The 15,996-nt window shown below is 69.1% G+C and carries 15 protein-coding genes; 7 read left to right on the top strand and 8 right to left on the bottom strand.

Annotated features, from left to right (window positions below):
• Positions 1-648: 648 nt before the first annotated feature.
• Positions 649-1,014 carry a hypothetical protein gene (locus ABT186_RS25895; protein WP_351231229.1) on the top strand — a complete coding sequence of 122 codons (366 nt, stop codon included), beginning with the start codon at positions 649-651 and terminating at the stop codon, positions 1,012-1,014.
• A gap of 1,838 nt (positions 1,015-2,852) precedes the next feature.
• On the opposite strand, the gene snpA is transcribed toward ABT186_RS25895, so the two are convergent.
• Together snpA and ABT186_RS48035 are read right to left on the bottom strand one after the other, a co-directional pair.
• Complete coding sequence (gene snpA, locus ABT186_RS25905; RefSeq protein WP_351231227.1) at positions 2,853-3,617, bottom strand: snapalysin; 765 nt, start codon at positions 3,615-3,617, stop codon at positions 2,853-2,855.
• Positions 3,618-4,557: 940 nt separating this feature from the next.
• A complete protein-coding gene (locus tag ABT186_RS48035) occupies positions 4,558-4,857 on the bottom strand; it encodes a DUF6959 family protein (RefSeq protein WP_502973328.1) in 300 nt (99 codons plus the stop codon).
• Positions 4,858-5,220: 363 nt separating this feature from the next.
• Here ABT186_RS48035 and ABT186_RS25915 point away from each other — a divergent pair, with 363 nt between their 5' ends.
• Entirely contained in the window at positions 5,221-5,805 is a 585-nt protein-coding gene (locus tag ABT186_RS25915; RefSeq protein ID WP_351231225.1) for a hypothetical protein, read from the top strand.
• Here the strand turns inward: ABT186_RS25915 and ABT186_RS25920 are convergent.
• A complete protein-coding gene (locus tag ABT186_RS25920; protein ID WP_351927044.1) occupies positions 5,741-6,271 on the bottom strand; it encodes a hypothetical protein in 531 nt (176 codons plus the stop codon). The two genes, ABT186_RS25915 and ABT186_RS25920, sit on opposite strands and share 65 nt — an antisense overlap.
• Positions 6,272-6,547: 276 nt before the next feature.
• Here ABT186_RS25920 and ABT186_RS25925 point away from each other — a divergent pair, with 276 nt between their 5' ends.
• Positions 6,548-6,835: a hypothetical protein gene (locus ABT186_RS25925; protein ID WP_351231221.1), complete on the top strand. Its 288-nt coding sequence runs from the start codon at positions 6,548-6,550 to the stop codon at positions 6,833-6,835.
• Between the two features lie 234 nt (positions 6,836-7,069).
• Positions 7,070-7,459 (top strand): AQJ64_40280 family protein, encoded by a 390-nt coding sequence (locus tag ABT186_RS25930; protein WP_351231219.1) that lies wholly within the window; start codon positions 7,070-7,072, stop codon positions 7,457-7,459.
• Here ABT186_RS25930 and ABT186_RS25935 read toward each other — a convergent pair.
• Positions 7,418-7,849, bottom strand: a complete 432-nt coding sequence (locus ABT186_RS25935) for a MerR family transcriptional regulator (protein ID WP_351231217.1) — start codon at positions 7,847-7,849, stop codon at positions 7,418-7,420. The two genes, ABT186_RS25930 and ABT186_RS25935, sit on opposite strands and share 42 nt — an antisense overlap.
• Before the next feature lie 116 nt (positions 7,850-7,965).
• On the opposite strand from ABT186_RS25935, the gene ABT186_RS25940 reads away from it, so the two are divergent.
• Both ABT186_RS25940 and ABT186_RS25945 read left to right on the top strand, forming a co-directional pair.
• Complete coding sequence (locus ABT186_RS25940) at positions 7,966-9,039, top strand: alkene reductase (RefSeq protein ID WP_351231215.1); 1,074 nt, start codon at positions 7,966-7,968, stop codon at positions 9,037-9,039.
• 292 nt (positions 9,040-9,331) lie between these two features.
• On the top strand, positions 9,332-9,610 hold the full coding sequence (locus tag ABT186_RS25945) for an NAD(P)H-binding protein (protein WP_351231213.1): 279 nt from the start codon (positions 9,332-9,334) through the stop codon (positions 9,608-9,610).
• 180 nt (positions 9,611-9,790) lie between these two features.
• Here the strand turns inward: ABT186_RS25945 and ABT186_RS25950 are convergent, their stop codons facing one another.
• From ABT186_RS25950 to ABT186_RS25965, 4 genes are all read right to left on the bottom strand, one after another.
• Positions 9,791-10,213: a nuclear transport factor 2 family protein gene (locus tag ABT186_RS25950; protein WP_351231211.1), complete on the bottom strand. Its 423-nt coding sequence runs from the start codon at positions 10,211-10,213 to the stop codon at positions 9,791-9,793.
• 5 nt (positions 10,214-10,218) lie between these two features.
• The gene (locus tag ABT186_RS25955; protein ID WP_351231209.1) at positions 10,219-11,025 is read right to left on the bottom strand and encodes an MBL fold metallo-hydrolase; all 807 of its coding nucleotides are present in this window, start codon (positions 11,023-11,025) and stop codon (positions 10,219-10,221) included.
• Between the two features lie 44 nt (positions 11,026-11,069).
• Entirely contained in the window at positions 11,070-11,687 is a 618-nt protein-coding gene (locus ABT186_RS25960; RefSeq protein WP_351927045.1) for a DsbA family protein, read from the bottom strand.
• Between the two features lie 157 nt (positions 11,688-11,844).
• Positions 11,845-12,339, bottom strand: coding sequence for a MarR family winged helix-turn-helix transcriptional regulator (locus ABT186_RS25965; protein ID WP_351927046.1), 495 nt, complete (start codon positions 12,337-12,339; stop codon positions 11,845-11,847).
• Between the two features lie 512 nt (positions 12,340-12,851).
• Here ABT186_RS25965 and ABT186_RS25970 point away from each other — a divergent pair.
• On the top strand, positions 12,852-15,878 hold the full coding sequence (locus ABT186_RS25970) for a SpoIIE family protein phosphatase (protein ID WP_351927047.1): 3,027 nt from the start codon (positions 12,852-12,854) through the stop codon (positions 15,876-15,878).
• The last annotated feature ends 118 nt before the right edge of the window (positions 15,879-15,996 follow it).

The following is a 15,996-nucleotide window of genomic DNA, read 5'->3' on the forward strand; positions in this document are numbered from 1 at the left end:
CGGCGCACCAACTCGGCACGCTCGTCCTCAGACAACGTGATCGACACTGCGGAAGGCCCCGGATGCGACACCCGAAAAGAGTAGCAACTTACCCGTGTGATTTGCGGCGCACGACACTAGCTAGCGAGATTCGCGCTGGTGATCGGTATTGTCCGCCCCGATGCACCGGGCCTTCAGCACAGCGGCCCGCACGGAGGAATGCCGCCATGGCCGATCGCCGGCATGGGACAGCGCCGTATGACGGATTGCCACCGCCGCAGGCGCCGGAGGCTCGTCGTGCGAGTACCCACGACGCGGCACGCCTCGCGCTGGTCACCGTGTCGAGGGGCTCAAGGTCGTCCAGGTCCTGGTCCTTCGGCGGCGAGTGAACCCGCTGCTCAACAGTGCCTCATGCGTGAGCGATGCGTGAGCGGACTGCCTGGCACGAGGTGGCATGAGCGGGACCGAGTGCGCTGCCGCGACGCGCTGACCAGGGAGATCAGCACAACGTGGCAGCGTCGGGCACCCACCGGCAAGGATTCGATCCCACTCCTAAAGCGGGTGTCGCAGGTTCGAATCCTGCCGGGGGCACAGAGAAACACCTGTTCAGAGGCCCTTCCGTCCGTCGGACGGGAGGGCCTTCGTACTCGCAGCACACATATGGCACACATGGGGCTGCGGGCAGAGGTGGGGAGCTGTGCGGGATGCCCACGAAGGACGAGTGGCCCGGCGCCGTACGAGAAGCTGGTCGACCACCTGCAGTCGCTGATGCGGGTCGCTCTCAAGCCCCAGTACGAGGGGTACTACGGACAGCTCGTTCCGAGCAGCGGCGACCTTGAAGAAATGGGCGACCTGAAGGACGTCCGGCGTGCGGCGCAGGAAGCCGGCCGCCGCCTCGGTTGGAAGCCGACCACCAGGCTTGTCGGGGACCGGCTCTTCGTCCTCGACGAGCGCGAGTCACCCGAGGAGGTCCAGCAGCTCGCCGGGAACACGGCAGCCGCGGCGATGGACCGGGCCCGGCGGGAGCACCAGTGAGCTTGGTGCACCTGCCCGAGACCGCCGTGGTGCTGGCCGAGACCGACTGGAGCGCTCTGCAGCATGCCTACGGAATGGCGGAGGACACCCCCGCGCAGCTCGTCGGACTGTTGGACGATGACCAACTCGTGAGATCGCAGGCCCTGGAACCACCTGCATCACGTGGTGCACCACCAGAACACCCTCTACATCACGACGGTCCCGGCCGCGCTCTACGTGGCCGCCGTCCTCCGTGACCCGCGCACCGCCGTGGCCGTCGACAAGCGGCCCCACGACTTCCCTGGACCGCTGCGCGCCGAGCTGCTGGCGTGGCTGAACTCGGGGCCGACGCCGTCAGCGACCAGGCCGCGGCAACGATGCGCCACTTCGGTTTCTCCCCAGAGGACGACCCTCCGTTCGTCCGAACCCGTGAAATTCGCCCGCTGCTTTTTTCCGCCGTCTCCGCCTGTTTCGACGACCACGATCCGCACGTTCGTGAAGCAGCTCTCGCCGCCTGCGTCCCCCTACTGGACGACCCCCGCCTGCGCCGTCATCGGAAAGGCGTGGCCCCGCTACTGCGAGAGACGCTGGCCACCAGCACCCTGTGGCAGTACCAGGAGCGAGCCGTCGAGGCCCTCGCCGCCTGGGGCGAGGAGACCACGGGCCTGGAGGTCCGGCGGGACGCGTTTGAGGTGGCGTCCTCCAGGACCGCCCGACGGCGAACGGGCATATGCTCCCGGCTCAGCCCTCCAGCCACTACAGCGTTCTCACGAACCCCGAGGTCGGTCCGTTCATCGCGCGCTGCACTGGTTGTCACGCTCACTTCCCCGCCCTTGGGTGATCCCGCAGGGCGCGCCGATGCCTTTCGACTGGGCTCGTGAGGATCCGACAACCGCGTGAGCGCCACGCAGGCTCAGCGTGCGCAGGCGCCGTCCTGACTCATGTACGGCACCCCATCCGTTTGGCTCGGCCATTCAAACTCCAGGCCAAAATCGTTCCGCCGCCCGCGGGTTCAGCTACCGGCGGTTGGTACGAGTGGGCCCATCCTTGTCGAAGTACAGCGCCTTAAGTACCGCAGGCACGTCCTCTGCCTTGCACTTCGAAAGGGCCTGCTTCCCGAGGTAAAGTCGGCACAGTTCCCGCCCAAGCGGGGTGAATTGGACGGTGAACACACCGAGAGCACCGATGAGAGCGACGATTGCAGAGACAGGGAGCATGCGCACAGGGCGAACCTCCGGGCCGCTCAAAAAAGCCACCTTGATCAGTTCACCTCGGCCAACCAATGGATGCTCTTACGCGCCTAACGCGTGCTCCCGAAGCTGGGCGCTCCAGGGGTGCCAGGCTTCCACCCTAGTGCGTCGTAGCGGACGCCGTAGAGAAATCCCCAACTCGTCCGCAGCGGTGACGTCCACCGCTGAAGCCGTGCCCGTCTCTGCACCACAAGCGCACCAGATCGAGCGGGGAACAGCGGGGAATCACGGTGAAGGCGGCCGAGTCCAAAGGAGCCGTGCTCCGGACGTTGACGCAGGTCAGCGTCCGAGCCGACCGCAAATGACCGCAGCTCCCAAGCTGAGAGCGCGAGTTCGATTCTCGCCACCCGCTCCAGCAGAAACCCCCGGGTCGTGGACCCGGGGGTTCTTTGAAGAGGGTGTGCCCGGTGTGACGAAGGCCGTAGAACCGGAAGCCGTCCGGGAGGCCGACGGCCTCGCGCGCACGGCGCCACTTCCGACCGAAGGAGGTGCACCAGAAGGCCGGGAGGACGACCGTACGGACACCCGCATCGGTCACGGATCAGCAGGCCTTGAGCCTAAGGCTGAAGCCATCCTCGACAGCGAGCCGCTTCCCACTTGGGAACGCGATCAACTCCAGGGCGTGCGGTGGAGCCGACGCCACGGGCCATGGCCCGGCGCCACGGTCCATACCGGCGGTGTAGCGCTCGGCCGGTCAGAGGGCTGGTTCACTGTGCCCGGGGCCTGCGCGGGTCCGGTGGCCCACAGCTGGTCGACACGCGAGCGCTCGGCGGCGTTCGGGTAGCGGTTGGTGCAGGACGGGCCGGGGCCGCCGCCCGACATCAGCTCACTGCACGGCCCGCTGTAGTCGTCCGGCAGGCCCAGCACGTGCCCGGTCTCGTGGGCGACCACGCGGACCGAGTCGTACTGCCGGCTCTGGGTGTAGTCAAGGAAGATGTAGCCGCTTCCGTGGCCGTTGGTGGAGGCGTAGGACCCGCGCGAGTCGTTGCCCTCGTAGTAGGAGAAGTCGGCACCGCTCGAAGTCTCCTGGAGCTTGACGTTGGACTCGGAGCTGTTCCAGATCGCGGCCGCGCTCGATATCTGCGAACGGAAGCTCGGTGCCCGGGAGGCGTTGTAGTAGACGGTCACCGCCTGCGCGTTGGGCTGGGCGGCGCGCTTCTCGGCGACCGACTTGAGCACAGCCTCGAAGAACGCCTTGTTGTTCGCGGCCCCCTCAACCGACCCGTCGTACCCCGCCACGGAGGTACCGGCGGAAGCGGACGGGGTGGCGGCCGTCTGGGCGCTTGCCGGCACCGCCGCGCCCAGCGCGCTGGAGGCCAGACCCAGGCCGAGAGCGAGAGCGAGGAGTCTCGCGGACGTTCGGGACGACTTCATGTGGGGGGCTCCTACTCACTCGATGACGCCGAGCGCCCGGTGCGGGGTCGACTCCGCGTGAACACCGGTTCTGAACTGCGGCGACGTCCTGTGGGTCGTCATTCTTAGAACGGCTTGACAGGGAGTGCAAAGGGTCCCGCCACTACCTCACCTCGTAGGTCCCAGGACCCTGCCAGGGCAGTACGCGGGTCTCCGGTCCGCGATATGGCGGCGGGAGGGAAAGCTGTCGCGACGTCAGAAGCCTTACGCTGCAGGGCAGTGGGCGTGCGGGCCGGCCGGGCGGAATTCCGGGACGCGCGTCGAGATCCGCATCCGGTACAAGACGGACAAATCCTCAGATGTCCGTCACGCCGTATCTACTAAGTGCGCTGGTTGGTTGGCGGAGCACTGTGACTGACGTCATAGAACATGGGCTTCCGTTTCTTTCGCGCTCCACCGGCCCCAGAATCGCCCCCAGGAAGTCACCCTCGGCGCTGGGCGGCATCCCTCACCGCCGAGCCGCCGCCGCTCAGTCCTGATCAGGACGGAAGCCGGGCCCGCCGTGCAGCCCGGCGAGCGGCGTGGGGGAGAGGCCGGTCGTACCGTGCCGGCTGCACTCCGGCCCCTTCCGCCGGCGCCGGCACCATCCAGTCGTCTTCCATGTCCTTGCGCGAGACGTACCCCACGGCCTCCATCCAGAACGCGGCCGCACGCGGCACAGCCGAGGCACCCAGCGCAACGAAACCGACTCTCGGTATGCGCCGGCACCCTGCCGACTGGTTACGGACGACCGCGTCCACGGTCGAGCGCACCACAAGCGCACCAGATCGCGCGGGGAATGGCGGGGAGTCACGGCGTCAGCAGCCGGAGCCCGATGAGACCACGCTTCGGCCGTTCGCCCAGGTCAGCGCCCGAACCGACGCCGCATGATCGCAGCATCCCAAGCTGACGTCCCGACATCTCAGTAAGGCCGCGGAATGTGGTGCTCGCCCAACGCAGCCTCGTACCGCGCCAGCAGAGCGTCCAGGTCCGCCAAGAGAAGGCCGGCGGAGTCTCGAGCTTCATCCAGGTCACCTCGCTCGCACGCTTCCGCCACCTCGGCCACGGCGCCGCGGAGGACGTGAAGAGAGTCGCCCTGTACCAAGACCCCGGGGAACCGTCTGCCGGGCATGCGGACCACGGCGTCATTGCCGCCATCTGTGAAGAGTTCGGCCTCAATGCGCTCCATCGGACCATCCAACGTGACATCACCAGCTGACATCAACGACGGCAGACGCAGGCATCCTTGAGCAATCACGCACGCCCATGCCGGTAGGAGTGCGAGGGCCGTCTGAGAGCTGCCCAACCGAACTCCTGAAGCGAGTGTCACAGGTTCGAAGCGTGCCGGGGCGCCAGCGCACGGATCCCGGACGTATAGAGGCCGACCAGGGCCGTTGCGGGGCGCTGACCCCTTGACCGCGAACACCCTCGGGAGGAAGATCCTCCTCCCGATAAAGAGTTGTGATGCTGCGGTTCATGGACTGGTCCGTGGTCGCGATGGGGTGCGCGCTGGTCCTCATGAGTCTCGGCATCCGGTGGTGGGAGCGGACCGAGGTTCGGAAGGGCAAGAGTCCCGATCAGGGCCGTGAGACGGCTCGTGGCCCTGGCCACGGGTACCGCCCTTGGCCTCAGCGCCCTCACGCTCACTGTCTCGGCCGCCGGCACCGCGGCGGCGGTGACCGCCTGGGCCGAGCCCGGCGGCGTGACCGCGCAGTCGTTGTACGGCACGACGGTGGAAACCCTGAGTGGCCAGAACTACTCCGACATCACCCCCATGGGTGCGGCCGAGTTCCGGCAACTGCTGGATGTCGGTCACATCAGCGGCGGCAGCGGCGACGACTATCTCGGCGTCACCGCCTCCGGCCAGCTGCGCCTGTACCCCAGCAGCTACACCCGGCCCAGCGCGAAGTACATCGCCATCGGCAGTGGGTGGCAGACGTACAACCAGGTCACCGTCGTCGGCGACCCCAGCGGCGACGGCCGGGCCGATCTGATGGCCCGGGACACGCACGGCCGGCTCTGGTACTACGCCAGCCAGAACAGTCTCAGCCAGCCGTTCCGGCCGCGGGTGCAGGTCGGCACCAGCTGGAACATCTACGACCAGCTCATCGGCGCGGCGAACTTCGACACCGCCGCCCGCGGCAGTCCGCGGCGATCACCGGCACGGTGAACCGCCCACCGACCCGCTGGGCCGCCCGCACCTCGTGGGCGAAGCCCCGCTTGATCGGGGGAGCCGCCGCGAGGTGCGCATGCAGGGTCTTGACCGCGACCATCAGCCCGTCGGGATCCTGACACAGGTAGACACGCCCGAAGCCGCCCTCGCCGACGCACTCCAGCACCTCGTACGTACCGAAGACCGGTGGCTGGTCCAACCCGGCGGCGGGCCGTGCCCGCTCCATCTCCCGCCAGGTCCCGATGGCCGCGGCCTGCGGGTGCACCGCGATCCGGCCGCCCGTGGCCCCCGCGAACTTCCGCTTCCGCGCTTCCTGTTCGCCCGTCGCGGGCTGCTCGTCCTTCACCACGACGACGCGCGCCGTCGCCGGTTCGCCCTCCCGGAAGACGTACGCCTCGATCCGTACGTTCTCGTCGCTCAGGCGCGATACGTAGACGCCCCGCAGCCCCAACCGTTCGAACACGGAGGCCTCTTCGGGCGTGGGCCGCAGGTCGCCGCGGGCGAAGCAGAGGCCCGTCGCGTCATACCCCTGCCGAGACAGGTCCCGCAGCACGGCCGCCCACAGATGCTGGTCCTGCCGGCACCCCTGCGGGAGTCGTTCGTGTGGGGTTGGACGACGGGGGTTTTCGCCGGCTGGCAGGATGTCGGCTCCAGCAGCGAACGTTTGGCCCGGTGAACCTTCCGCGCCCGTCCCGCGTCTTCCCGCGCGACCGCCACCACGCGCCCAGGAGAACAGACCGTGGCCGACAAGGACGTTGAGCAGACCGACGAGCGGGGTTACGACCCAGGGCCCTGGTGGGCGAGCCTCGGGACGTGGGGGGCTGTCGCACTGATCGTCTTCGGGGGTCTCGCGGCAGCGTGGGTCTTTTTCCGGCTGCCCGGGACCCCGGAGGAGCTGGCGTCCGGCTACTACCAGGCCGCCAGGGTCATCGCCATCGGCCTGGTGATCGCTGGAAGCACCTTGCTGAGCCGCCGTCGCGCCCGGACCGCAGCCACCGAGGAGACGAACAAGCCGGAACGCGCCTGATGCCGCCGGCCGGTGAGCAACGTCAGACGGCGGCGCCTTCCTGAATCCCGCACAACCTCGCGAGTTACTGGCCGAACTCGCGGAATCCGCCGGCATCTCGGAGCTCGTTGCGACTCAAGCAACCCTCGCGCGCGCCGGTCAGTCTTGCCAGATGCCGGGGTCGGGGCAGTGCCCTTGCCGGGCGCCGGCATAGGGGCAGAAGACGATGTGCCGAGTGGCCTGGTGAGGGTGGAGATGACGAATCTGAACACCGTGGTGACGTGGGTTGACGCACGCGAGAGGCTGCCTTGGAGCGGTGCACCGGTGGCAGCAGCGATCACGGGCCGGTATCCAGCTGACAGCGCCACTGAGTCCGAGGCCGATACGGCGTTGGGTGAGGAATTTTGGCTGGTGAGGCCGATGGTCTTCATGACTCTGCACTGGAGTGAGGACGGGGCGGAGCACAGGGACTGCTTCGTCGACTCCGACGGGGTTGTCCGATTGCCTTACGGCCTTGGCAGTGCTGAAACCGTGACTCACTGGGCCGAGCTGCCCACCCTTCCAGGCGGGATGACGCACCTGGTTCTTGGGGAAGACGTGCAGTCAGCTCTCCAGACCGCGTGGGGCGCTCGTCCCCTCACCTGACCCACGGCGCGCTCGGACACTGTGCGCGAGTGCCTCGCTCTCCCGATGGGCCCGTGCCGTGACCATCAGGCCGTCCAATGCGGCCCGGGTCCGCACGAGTTCGTCGATGTGCTCGGAGAGCCGGTTGCGCTCCTGCGCCATCCGCTCGAGAGCGGCATCGTAGTTACCCTCGCTGGGCGTGTCGACGCAGGGCAGCAGCTCGGCAATCGTACGACTGGACAGGCCCGCCGCGTACAGGCGCTGGATGAATCGCACCCGCTCCACCTCGGCCTCCGTGTAATGCCGCTGCCCACTTGCGCTACGACTGCTGGTCAGCAGCCCCTGCTCCTCGTAGTAGCGCAGCGACCGGACGCTGACGTCGGTACGCGCCGCGAGCTCGCCGATCCGCATGACTGCCTCCCATGGTGAACCACGCCACACCGCTTGCCTCTGACATCCATGTCAGGTTTTAGCGTAGCGCTGTGCCCGGCATCCGGACACGCGATGTACGGACGGAGGAGCCCGACGTGACGACCTTGTTCAGCAGCTACCGACTCGGCGACCTGACCCTGCCCAACCGGATGGTGATGGCCCCGATGACCCGTGTCAGGGCCGCGACCGGCGGCCTCGCCACACCGTCCATGGCTACGTACTACGCGCAACGCGCGACGGCCGGACTGATCGTGTCCGAGGGCGTGCAGCCCAGCCTCATCGGGCAGTCCAACCCGGGCACGCCCGGACTGCACACAGGGGAGCAGGTCACCTCGTGGCGTGCCGTGACCGACGCCGTACACATCAACGGCGGGCGGATCTTCGCCCAGCTCATGCACGGCGGCCGGGTCTCGCACCCCGACACGACCGGCCACCAGCCCGTCGGCCCCTCGGCGATCGCCGCAGTGGGCGACGTCTTCACTCCATCCGGCCCGCAGCCCGCACCCACGCCCCGCGCACTGGACACCACCGAGGTGCCCGAGCATGCCCACGCCTATGCCGAGGCGGCCCGCCGCGCGATCGACGCGGGCTTCGACGGAGTCGAACTCCACGGCGCCAACGGCTACTTGATCTCCCAGTTCCTCTCCTCCAACGCCAACCGCCGCACGGACCGCTACGGCGGCACGATCGCGGGCCGGATCCGGTTCGCCGTAGAGGCCGTGGCCGCGACGGTGGACGCGATCGGCGCGGCCCGGACGGGCATCCGCCTCTCCCCTGGGGGCGGCTTCTGGGGCGTCGAGGAGACCGACGCGCTCGCCCTCAACACCGCGCTGCTGACGGAACTGGACCGGCTCCAACTCGCCTACGTCCACCTGGAGGTGACCACGGACGAGGAGGTGCTCATCGGCCTGCGCCGCGCCTGGCCCGGCACCCTGATCGTCAATCCGGTCCTCCCCATGGGCCCCAAGCAGACCGGCCGCGCGGAAGCCGACCACTGGCTGGGCCTGGGCGCCGACCTGATCAGCTTCGGCCGCGGCTTCCTGGCCAACCCCGACCTCGTCGAACGCCTCCGCACCGGCCTGCCGATCGCCCCCGTCGACGAGACCACCTACTACCAGGGCGGCGACACCGGCTACCTCACCTATCCTGCCTATCAGCACACGGCCTGACGCCCACCCGGGCAGGTCGACAGAGACGGCCCGGCCAGCCATGCGCCCCCACTGCGGACGGCGGAACAAGTCAGCGCCACGCCCGCATCCGAACCACCCCCGAGACCGCGGCCCTGGGCTCAGCGACGGCCCGCAGCTTTGAAGGAAACCACACCACCTGTGGCTACGCCCTCCCTGACAGGGCTCCTGCGTGCGCGATGCGTGAGCGGACTGCCCGGCACAGGACGTCATGAGCGGGACCGAGCAGGAAGCCGCGCGGCGCTGATCAGGCAAAGCAACCCGACTGCGCTGGGTGACCTGGCAGGTCAGGTCACTGCGGTCACCGGAGACGCCACCTCGCAGCACGATCAAGAAAATCGCCGACGAGACCATCCGCTCCAGCGGACTGGACTGGACCCTGGTCCACCCGACCAGGCTGACCCACGGCCCGGCGGGCGGCAGCTACCGGGCGGACGACCGGCTGCCGATGAACGGCAACCCGACCATCAGCCGGGCGGACGTCGCCGCCTTCATGCATCAGGCAGTACACAGCAGCGAGTGGATCCATCGCACCGCCGTCGTCTCCGACTGAGCGGTCTCCGGCTTCCTCTCGCGCGCAGCGACGAGCGCCGACGTACAGGTCGGCTTCCAGGTCGGCTTCCTCTCGCGCAGCGAGCAGCTGAATGCGCGAGGCGGCGCGCTTCAGACGTCCTTCGACCGGTCCGTACGCCGCGATGTGACGGGCCGCAGCGTACGGCCGGTGGTGCGCAGGTCAGTCGGTCATGGCCTCGCGGACGAGCGCGGTGTCGACGAACTGCTCGAAGCGGACGATCAGGCCGCCGCGTACGACGAAGTGGTGAGCGACGCGGACGTCGATCGGCTTGCCGGTCGCCTTGTTGGTCGCGGTGTAGCGGGCGAGGACGACGACGTTCTCGCCGTCGACGACGTAGGTGTCGTCGTGGGCGGTCCAGCCGTCCCAGTCCTGGCCGAGCTTCTCCATCACGTTCGAGGTCACCCCCTCGGGGGTACGGAAGGTGCCGGCGAGTGGAAAGCCGGCCATCTCCGTCCACTCCACGTCCGGGGCAAGGGTGGCCCGCAGGGCCTGCAGGTCGCCGGCGGCCGAGGCCAGGTACTGGCGGCGTACGACGTCCGCGGAGGCGGTGGAGGTCGCGAAATCGGTGCTGTCGTGCGTCATGGCGGTCAGCCCCACTTCATCTCGCCCTTGGCGACCTTGGCACCGATCTGGGCGGCGATCAGCATGCCGTAGTCCGGGTAGCGCTTGACCAGCGCGTCCGTCAGCGCGGCACCGTCAGCGGCCTTGCCCAGTTCCTCCTCGAAGGCGAGCAGGTACGCACGGGTGGCGGTGATGGCGGAGGCGTCGGCCGGGGCGCCGGGCAGGCGGTGTCCGGGGACGACCAGTTGGGGGTCGAGGGCGGCCATCTCGTCCAGCAGCTTGATCCAGGCGGCGCGGTCGGCGGGGGCAGGCGTGTCGGCGACCCATACGTGCTCCTGCTGGAAGAGCAGGACGCCACCGAGGATCGCGCGCTGCTCGGGCTGCCACAGGTAGTGACGGTCGGGAAGCCCGGATGCGCCACCCTTGAGCTCGAACCGGTTGTCCTCCAGGGCGAGGTCGCCGTTCAGCGGCTGCAACTCGACCAGGCGGGTGGGCAGGTTGGGGCCAAGGGCCTCCCATGCCTTGAGCTTGCCCTCGTAGGAGTGCTTGATGTGCTCGATGACGATCGGGGTGGCGACGAACTCCGCGTCGGGGAAGGCATCGGCGAGGACTTCGGCGCCGAAGTAGAAGTCGGGGTCGCCGTGGCTGACGAAGACGGTGGTCAGCTTCCTGCCCGAGTCGAGGATCTCGGCAGCCAGGCGGTGGCCGTCGGCCCGGGTGAAGCCGGCGTCCACGAGCAGTGCCTCGCTCTCACCCATGACGAGGGTGGCGGTCTTGTTCTTGCTGCCGGCGGGGAAGTCCAGGTCGAGGACCTTGAAGGAGAGGGTGCTCATCTTTTGACTCCTTGCGGAGAGGGGTAGTTGGGGACGGGCAAGGCTCAGGGGGCACGAAGGGCCGCGAGCCGCTGGTCGACTTCGTCGGCGGTGGCATGGCCATGGGCCAGCGCGGTGACACGGTCGCCGTCGACTGCGAGGAGGGTGGGGAAGCCGGTGACGCCCAGCGAGGCGGACCGGTGGAAATCGGCTCCCGCCGCTGCCCGCGCCTCGGACCCTTCGGAGGCGGCGACCACGGCGTCGGCGTCCAGGCCGGCCTCCTCGGCGATCTTCCGGTAGGTCGCGGGGGCGGAGAGGCTGCGGCCGTCCATGTAGAAGGCCCGCTGCAGTGCGATGGCCAGTTCCGCCGCACGGGCGGGAGCGGCCTGGCGCAGGGCGGCGACCCCACGTGCAGCGGCCTCCGAGTCCATCACGAACGAGCCGTCGGCGATCAGCCGCTCATACGCCTCGCCGAACTCGGCGCCGGTCAGCTCGGCGATCTTGGCGTTCGCGCCCTGGACGTAGCCGAACTCGCGGATCGGCACCCGGCGTGGTCCGGTGAACAGTCCGCCGGACACGACTTCGACCGGCAGTTCGGGGTGATGGGAGACGACCTCGCTCAGCGTTCCGGAGAACCCGTGCGACCAGCCGCAATAGGCGTCGAAGACGTAGACGAGCTTCATCGAGGACCTCGGCAGGGGGTGCGGCGCCCGCCGGATGCGAGCGATTCACCTGAGAGAACAGTAACTGACGCGTCAGATATTTCCCTACTCGTGTGACGGCTGCCACATCTCTGCCTCTGCCGTCAGTGCAGCAGCGGCACCGCCCGGCTGCCCGAAGTCAGGGCAGCCGCGGCAGCTCGTCCCGCGCCGCATGGCTCAGGATCCGCAGATCCTCGGCGAACCGGTCACGATCCTCCGGCGGAAGCGGCGCCAGGAAGAAACGGCGGATGTTCCCCACATGCACGCGGGAAGCGGCCACGGTGGTCGCCGCGCCCTTCCGGGTCAGGCGTACCAGCCGTCCACGCCGGTCGCCGGGATCCTCGGCCCGCTCGACCAGCCCGGCAGCCTCCATACGGTCCACCAGGCGAGTCGCGCCCCCGGTGGTCAGTACCTGTTCCTGGGCGATGGCTCGCATCGACAGCCCTGGCTCGTCGGCGCGCCCCAGGATGAGCAACACCTCGTACATGAGATGACTGATCCCGCACTCCTGTTCCAGGGACCGCCCCAGGATGTACTCCAGCCGGTTCGCAGCCCCCTGCAGCCGCCCGAAGGCCAAGACCAGCGCATTGTTCGCGGCATCATGCGGCGTCGAGATCTCCACCTGTTCATCCACGACCCCGGGACCCCTCTCGTCGTACCCGCCCCCATTTCATTCGATCATCCCCCACGACAGCCTGTGGCCTGGCCCTGCGTCGGCCGTGCCATGGATATGCCGTGCCATGGATATGCCGCGCCACGGATATGCCGCGCCACGGGTATGCCGCGCCACGGATATGCCGCGCCACGGGTATGAGGTGCCACGGATATGAGGTGCGGCTCGGCACCGCACGGCTCACCGATGGCTACGGACGCTTGATCTCTGCATTCCGGAGCGACGCCTCAACCGTTCGCGGCAGGGGACGGCAGAACGGCGGACAAAGCCTCAGTGGTAACGAAGGGTGAGTTGACGCCACATACGGTTAATCGGATGCGAAAGGCTCCCCAGGACAGATGAAATCGCCTAAGTTATTCCGATTAGGTCCGATTAGGATGGATTGGACGGATGTAGATCGCTGCAGGTCCACATCCGATCGCATGCGGCCCAGCGGGTGCCCAAGCAGCGAGCGGAGGCGACAGTCGGCAGTGGTGAACACCAGAGGCGGCGATGACAACACCGGCCCGTCCATACCCCACGTCCCCCATCCGCTGCACCAGCCGCAGGGCCTGCGGACCATACAGGCCGTACGGCCCTTGGAGCGACACCGCATGCGGATGCGGCTGCTCGACGCCGTGGACGAGGACCGGCGCGATGTCGACGTGCTGCTGACCGCGCTCCAGCAGGCGGTGGCCGAGGTGCACGGCCTGGGTGGCATGGTGCATCTCCCGGGCGGCGGCATGAGCGGCATCCTCTACCTGGTCGCCGACAGTGGCCTGCCGGAGTCGATGACCCGGCCCTGGCTGATCATCCCGGCACGGGGCACGGCGCCGCCCAGCAGGGCCGCCCGCAACGACACCATCACCTGGCAGCCCGACCTGGCCCCGCCCGACCCGGTGCCAGGCCGGGACCCCGCCGCCCTGTGGCCCTCCCGGCTCCCCGCCGGCATCGGTCACCTGGCCGTCCCCATTCCGAGCGATGGCCGGCGACGCGGCGCGCTCTCCGTCCTCTTCGCCCCTGGCGCCGAGCCCGGCGCTGCGGAGCACGCGTTTCTGAACGAGGTGGCGGCCTGGATGTCCGGGAGGCTCAGGTCGTCCGGGATCCTCAATCCGTCCCCCACCCTGCTGCGCGCCCTGGCGAGCGGTCCAGGACCGCGGGAGACCGCCCCGCGGGACGCGGACGGGATGCCCTCCCTCATGTACACCTGGGACCTGCGCACCGGCGCGCTGACCTCCGACCGGCCCGTCGAGGAGGTGCTGTCCGGCATCGATCCTGCGGTGATGAACGGCGGCATCGAGGCGTGGGCAGCGCTGATCCACCCGGACGACCTGCCGGGGGCGGTAGCCGGCTTCGACACGGGCATCCAGCTGCGCGGCGGCTTCCAGAGCGAGTACCGGATCCGGCGCCAGGACGGCACATACCTCTGGATCGAGGCCCGCGCCCGGACGATCACGGACGAAGAAGAGACGCCGGTGAAGGTGATCGGCACCCTCTGGGACAGCAGCGAAACGCACGCCGCCGCCGAGTCGGTGGGGCGGGCGCTGCGACACATGAGCGACGGGTTCGTCTCCCTGGACACGGACTGGCGCATCGGATTTCTCAATCAGGCCGCCGAACGGCTCTTCGGCGCCGCGGGAGATGTGGCCGGAGCCCTGTTCTGGAACATTCCCGCGGTACGGGCCGTGCCGGGGCTGGAGCAGCGATGCAGGGCCACGGCGGCCGAGGGCCGGCCGACCGAATTCGACGTACCGGGACCGGACGGGACGTCCTGGTACCACCTGCGGCTGGTTCCGGTGCCGGAAGGCCTCACGCTCTACATCACCGACACCACCGAGCGGCATCTGCGGGAGGCCGAGCGGGCCGCCGCAGAGCGGTCGGCCGCGGAGCGGTCGGCCCTGGTGCAGCGGATCACGCGGGAGCTGGCCGAGGCCGTCACGGCCCAGGATGTGATGGCGGCGGTGGCCGACGGCGTGATGACACCCCTCGGTGCCACCGGACTCATCATGCTCGGCGTCGTCGGCGACCGGCTGACCGTGGTCGGCTCCCGGGGATATCCGGAGCGCTTCACCCGACTGCTGGACGGGCACTGGACAGTGAGGGACACCACGAACCCGGTGGGGGACGCCCTGCGCACCCGCACCCCCCTCTGCATCTCCTCCCCGGAGGAGTTCCTGAAGCGTTACCCGGGGACCGAGATCCTGATCCGGGAGGGCGGCCGGCAGGCGTGGGCCTTTCTGCCGCTGGCGGTATCGGGGCGCGGGATCGGCGCGGCAGTGATCGGCTTCGGCCGACCGCGGGTGCTGGACGATGACGAAAGAACGCTGCTGACCGCGCTCAGCGGACTGATCGCGCAGGCCCTGGAGCGGGCCGGGCTCTACGACGAGGCGACGACCCGGGCCCGTACCCTCCAGCGCAGCCTGCTGCCGCAGGAACTGCCCAAGCTGCCCGAGGTGACGACGGCGGCGCGCTACCAGCCGGCCAAGCAGGGAGCCGACGTCGGCGGCGACTGGTACGACGTGATCCCGCTCTCCGCGGCCCGGGTGGCGCTCGTGATCGGCGACGTCATGGGCCACGGCATGGCCGAGGCCGCCACCATGGGCGCGCTCCGCACGGCCGTCCGCACCCTTTCGGAGCTGGAGCTGCCGCCCGACGAAATCCTCGGCCACCTCAACGACATCGTCGGCGAGCTGGGCACCGATGCCTTCGCAACCTGCCTGTACGGCATCTACGACCCGGTGACCCGGCGTCTGTCGTACGCCAGCGCCGGTCAGCCGCCCCCGGCGGTGGCCCACCCCGACGGCACCGTCACCTTCCTGTCCATGTCCCCGGACCCGCCACTGGGGGTGGCCGCTCCGCCCTTCGAAACCCTCGAGACCCTACTGCCCGCCGACAGCCTGCTCGCCCTCTACAGCGACGGCCTGGTGGAGAGCAAGGACAGGGATGTCACCACCGGCATGAGCCGCCTCGCCGAGCTCCTCTTTCAGTCCGTGAACGCCATGCCGGCCCCACCGTCGGACGCGTCCGACCTGGACGCCCTCTGCGCCACCCTCACCTCCGCTCTCCTCCCCGCCCACGGCGCGCTGACAGACGACGCCGCCCTGCTGCTGGCCCGCACCCACCCGCTGGACGCGGAGAACGTCGCCGAGTGGCCGTTGCCGGAGGACCCGGTGGCGGCGGGCCAGGCCCGCGACCTGGTCCGCGCCCAGCTCACCGACTGGGACCTGGCCGATGAGGACCTGATCATGACCACCGAACTCCTGGTCAGCGAGTTGGTCGGGAACGTCGTCCGGCACGCCTGCGGCCCCATCCGGCTGCGCATGCTCCGCAGCCGCGCACTGATCTGCGAGGTCTCCGACGCCAGCCTGACCACGCCGCACATCCGCCACACCTCCGCCACCGACGAGGGCGGCCGCGGCCTGCAGCTCATCTCCGCACTCTGCCAGCGCTGGGGCACCCGTCACACCCACACCGGCAAGTCCATCTGGACCGAACAACCCCTCCCCACCGCCTCAGTTTGATCTTTGACCTCGCGCGTCACCCTTCGGCCGGGCAAGGTCAACGAGAGCGTCCGGCAGTCGCGTTGCCGTCCGCCTGACCAGGAATCGAAGTCCCAGGTCAGCAGACGGAGTCTCAACT

This window comes from Streptomyces sp. NPDC001634, assembly GCF_040298185.1.
Lineage (GTDB): Bacteria > Actinomycetota > Actinomycetes > Streptomycetales > Streptomycetaceae > Streptomyces.